This is a genomic window from Bartonella sp. B1098 (assembly GCF_944896145.1).
Lineage (GTDB): Bacteria > Pseudomonadota > Alphaproteobacteria > Rhizobiales > Rhizobiaceae > Bartonella.
In genome coordinates this window covers 1-3,851 of record NZ_CALYLP010000001.1, presented here as the reverse complement: position 1 = coordinate 3,851, position 3,851 = coordinate 1, and the positions used below count along the sequence as shown (strand labels likewise).

At 36.5% G+C, this 3,851-nt stretch carries 5 protein-coding genes and 1 pseudogene; all 6 read left to right on the top strand.

Features of this window, described 5'->3' with window-relative positions; translation table 11 throughout:
* Window positions 1–780: HNH/ENDO VII family nuclease (locus NNJ85_RS00030; protein ID WP_254472600.1), on the top strand; the 780-nt coding region annotated here is incomplete at its 5' end.
* A 64-nt stretch (window positions 781–844) separates the two neighbouring features.
* The gene (locus tag NNJ85_RS00025) at window positions 845–1,435 is read left to right on the top strand and encodes an SMI1/KNR4 family protein (protein WP_254472598.1); all 591 of its coding nucleotides are present in this window, start codon (window positions 845–847) and stop codon (window positions 1,433–1,435) included.
* Between the two features lie 335 nt (window positions 1,436–1,770).
* Complete coding sequence (locus tag NNJ85_RS00020) at window positions 1,771–1,887, top strand: HNH/ENDO VII family nuclease (protein WP_254472596.1); 117 nt, start codon at window positions 1,771–1,773, stop codon at window positions 1,885–1,887.
* A 153-nt stretch (window positions 1,888–2,040) separates the two neighbouring features.
* A complete protein-coding gene (locus NNJ85_RS00015; protein WP_254472595.1) occupies window positions 2,041–2,511 on the top strand; it encodes an SMI1/KNR4 family protein in 471 nt (156 codons plus the stop codon).
* Window positions 2,508–2,993, top strand: coding sequence for an SMI1/KNR4 family protein (locus NNJ85_RS00010; RefSeq protein WP_371923313.1), 486 nt, complete (start codon window positions 2,508–2,510; stop codon window positions 2,991–2,993). Before NNJ85_RS00015 ends, NNJ85_RS00010 begins: the two co-directional genes overlap by 4 nt.
* Before the next feature lie 50 nt (window positions 2,994–3,043).
* A pseudogene (locus tag NNJ85_RS00005) lies at window positions 3,044–3,851 on the top strand (hypothetical protein); the annotation flags it as partial.

Genomic DNA, 3,851 nt, shown 5'->3' with positions numbered 1-3,851 from the left:
CAGTCCTATGTAGATCGCATTAATAAAATGACGGAGGAATATGAGCGAGCCGGTGCTGGTGGATCTTTTAAAGCGGGTGTTGAACTTGGAAAATTATTGACTGATATAGCATCCCTAATGACAGGAGTTGCTGGAGCAGCTAAGGGAGGAGCAAAGCTTAGCGAAAAGGCTCTGATAAAATTTATGGCGAGGAAAGATTTTGCCCAATTTGCTTCCAAGAAAAATCTTGCAGAACTTGCAGCTCAGGGAGATCTTGCCAAGCTTGAAGCAAAAAAAGAACTGACCAAAGCCGCTGCTAAAGAAAAACAGTATTGGTTAAAAGGCAAACCCACTAAATTTACCGATAGCAAATTTGGTCAGACAAACAAAGTCTATCAAAGAAACAATTTATTTGATCCTAACGAAAGGGTTAAATGGAGAGTAAAAGGGGAAGATGTGTGGGGCACTAATATTGAGAGAATGGAAACAGGAAGAGCTCCTATAGGATATGATGGTCAGTCTGTTGAATTGCATCATTTATCACAAACGCCTGAGGGCGCCATAGCAGAAATTAGCAAGGAATTTCATCAAAAATATACTTCTGTGATTCATGATAATCCTCAAAAACATCAATCGCTTATAGAGAGAGAAAAGTTTAAAGAATGGAGAGAGGAATATTGGAAGGAACGTGCTAAAGGTTATAGAGAACAAAAAAACAGTCATTTAGAAGGAATAATCGATATGAAATGGGGTATTATAGGTCTAGATTTTAACAGATGGGGACAGGAGCATCAGCAGTAATACTCTACGGTTGATGAAAAGAGAAAAAACAGAGACTTATAAAATAATTGATGGAGAATAGTTGATGAAAACCTATACCTTAGCTGATGTTGCAGTATTAATTGATAAAGTGAATAAATATAATAATGATATTATTAATTTGGGTAGTGAAGATGATGAAGAGAATGAAACAGATGATCTACAGATTGAAAAAGCGGAGAAAGCTTTGGGTTTGAAATTCACATCGTCTTACAAAGTTTTTTTAAAGAAATATGTAGGAGGGGAAATTGGTGGTGAAGAAATTTTTAGCATTTATGGAGATGGTGGGGAAGGTATTCCTGCTGGTGATATTGTTTTCCAAAACTTAAATGCTAGAAAACGTGGTTTTATGACACCAGAACAGCTTTTTGTGAGTAGTACTGATTTTGGTGAAACCTTTTATTTTGATTATACACTGTTTCGGGACGAAGAATGTCCACTCTATGTCAGACTTCCATCTGAAGACTGCGAATATTACGCAAGTAATTTTTATGAATTCCTTTGTAAAAGAATTAAAGAAAGCGTAGAAGCTGAGATACCTGAAGGTGATCAACCGATTGAAAAGATTGAGACCATTCCCACTCCACAACCAATCCCTTTTTACAAGCGCTTTTGGAAAAAATTATGGAAGAGATGATATGGGTGGTAAGGAAATATGTAACGTTTATAAGGAATATAGAGCAGATATTCCGAGTAGCGGTATTGTTTACTATTACTTAATTCGTTTCCAAGAAAAATCTTTCAGAACTTGCGACACAAAGAGATCTTGCCAAGCTTGAAGCAAAAAAAGAACAGACAAAACTCGCTGCTAAAGAAAAACAAAATTGGTTAAAAGGCAAATTCTCTAAATTTACCGATAGCAAATTTGGTCAGACAAACAAAGTTTATCAGAGAGATGATTTGTTTGATCCTTATCGAATCGTTACTTGGAGATAGGGAGGAAAAGAAGTAAAAGGTACAAATATTGAGAGGATGAAAACAGGGAGAGCACCTCTTGACGCTGATAATGCTCCCATTGAATTACACCATATGCTACAAACACATGATGGTCCCATAGCAGAGGTTACGAATGCATTTCATAAAACATAATTCTGTTATTCATATTAATCCTAATGCAATGGGATCGGCTATTGATAGAGATATTTTCAATATATGGAGACCAAAATATTGGAAAGAACGTGCTAAAGATTATGAAAAGAAAATATAGCAACTAAAAAAATAATAATTTATGGAGAACAACCTATGAAAACTTATACTTTAGCTGATGTTGTGCAATTAATTGATAAGTATCCGGATGTTATTGACTTTGGTACTGCAGAGGATGCGCCTGATGATGTCCTGATTAAAAAAGAAGAGAAAACTCTCAGTTTGCAGTTTACATCCTCCTACAAGAGTTTTTTACAAAATTATGGAGGAGGAGAAATTGGTTATGAGGAGATTTTTAGCCTTTATGGAGATTGTGTTGGCATTCCTGCTGGTGATATTGTTTACCGAAACTTACTCGATAGAAAAGATGGATTTGCGACACCAGAACAGCTTGTTGTGAGTAGAACAGATTTTGGTGAAACCTTTTACTTTGATTATTCTCAGTTTCAGGATGGTGAATGCCCACTTTATGTCAGAATTCCATCTGGAGAATCACATTATTATGCAAGCAATTTTTATGAATTTCTCTGTAAAAGAATTAAAGAGCACGCAGGCGAAGTTTCATAAAAACCTATACTTTAGATGATGTTGTGCAATTAATTGATAAAGTAAATAAGTATGATGATGATATTATCAATTTTGGTACTGCAGAGGACGCCGTTAGTGATGTACGGATTAAAGAGGCTGAAAAAACTCTCGGCTTGCAGTTTACAACTTCTTATAAGGATTTTTTAAAAAATTATAAAGGAGGAGAAATTGGTGGCGAAGAAATTTTTAGCCTTTATAAGGATTGTGGGGTAGGTATTCCTGCTGGTGATATTGTTTACCGAAACTTACTCGATAGAAAAGATGGTTTTGTAACATCAGAACAGCTTGTTGTGAGTAGAACTGATTTTGGTGAGACATTTTATTTTGATTACTCTCAGTTTCAAGGTGCGGAGTGTCCACTCTATCTTAGATTTCCACCTAGCGATCCCCAGTATTACGCAGGTAACTTTTATGAATTTCTCTGTAAAAGAATTAAAGAGCACGCAGGTGAAGTTTTATGAAAACTTATACTTTAGCTGATGTTGCACAATTAGTTGATAAGTGAACTACTATGCAAACCAAAGACGTAACAGAGATTTTAAAAAGATTGGGTTGGGAGACTCATCGCCATGAGGTTGGAGATACCTTTGCTTATTATCATCTCTCCGATCGTATAATACGCATTCTTTACGATGTTGTAGATTATGGAGAGGATGGTGGAAGGTTGCGGCTATCAGTTGATCTTACTACAGCCGCTTATTGCCTTGCTGAGGAATATTCTAATGGCGAACAGTCGCGCTACAAATATGATGATATGTTGATTTCTGCAGAAGAAAATTTCGGAGTTACAGCACAGAATCTTTCAGAAAGTCATATTGAGGAAGCTTTAAATAGGGTAATTGCGTGGGCAAAAGAACAAGATATTGAACAAAAATTGCGTGAAGAAGCAGCCAATCATTCTGCCGTTGCTGAAGCATTGCTTGGTGATCTTGATGCTTTAAGGTCTGATAAGCCGGCACCCCAATTACATGTTTCAGAATTTGCGGATTACGCAAGCATGGAGTGGATTGATCGCCTTATTTTATTTGCACAAGCTTATAAAAATGGCGAGTTAGACGATATTCTAACGCGTGAAAAACCCAAACAGCGCTCGATAAGCCTTACTGCAGCAAGCCGTATTCTTAAAACCCAAGGGTGGTTTTCTACGGAACCTAGAAAAATGTGGCTCTCTTTGCCAGATCGTTTTATTCAGTTTGATTTTGGTTTTGTACGCCTCCATAACAATTACAATATCCGTCTTGAAGCAGAGATCTCTAACGAAGAGATTTCTGTAGCTTGCAAATATATTTACTATAGGAGAGAATATATTTGGATACGAC

Excerpts from the sequence above, each read along its gene's own strand:
- NNJ85_RS00025 (WP_254472598.1), top strand. The coding sequence starts at position 845 with ATGAAAACCTATACCTTAGCTGATGTTGCAGTATTAATTGATAAAGTG.
- NNJ85_RS00015 (WP_254472595.1), top strand. The coding sequence starts at position 2,041 with ATGAAAACTTATACTTTAGCTGATGTTGTGCAATTAATTGATAAGTAT.
- NNJ85_RS00020 (WP_254472596.1), top strand. The coding sequence starts at position 1,771 with ATGAAAACAGGGAGAGCACCTCTTGACGCTGATAATGCTCCCATTGAA.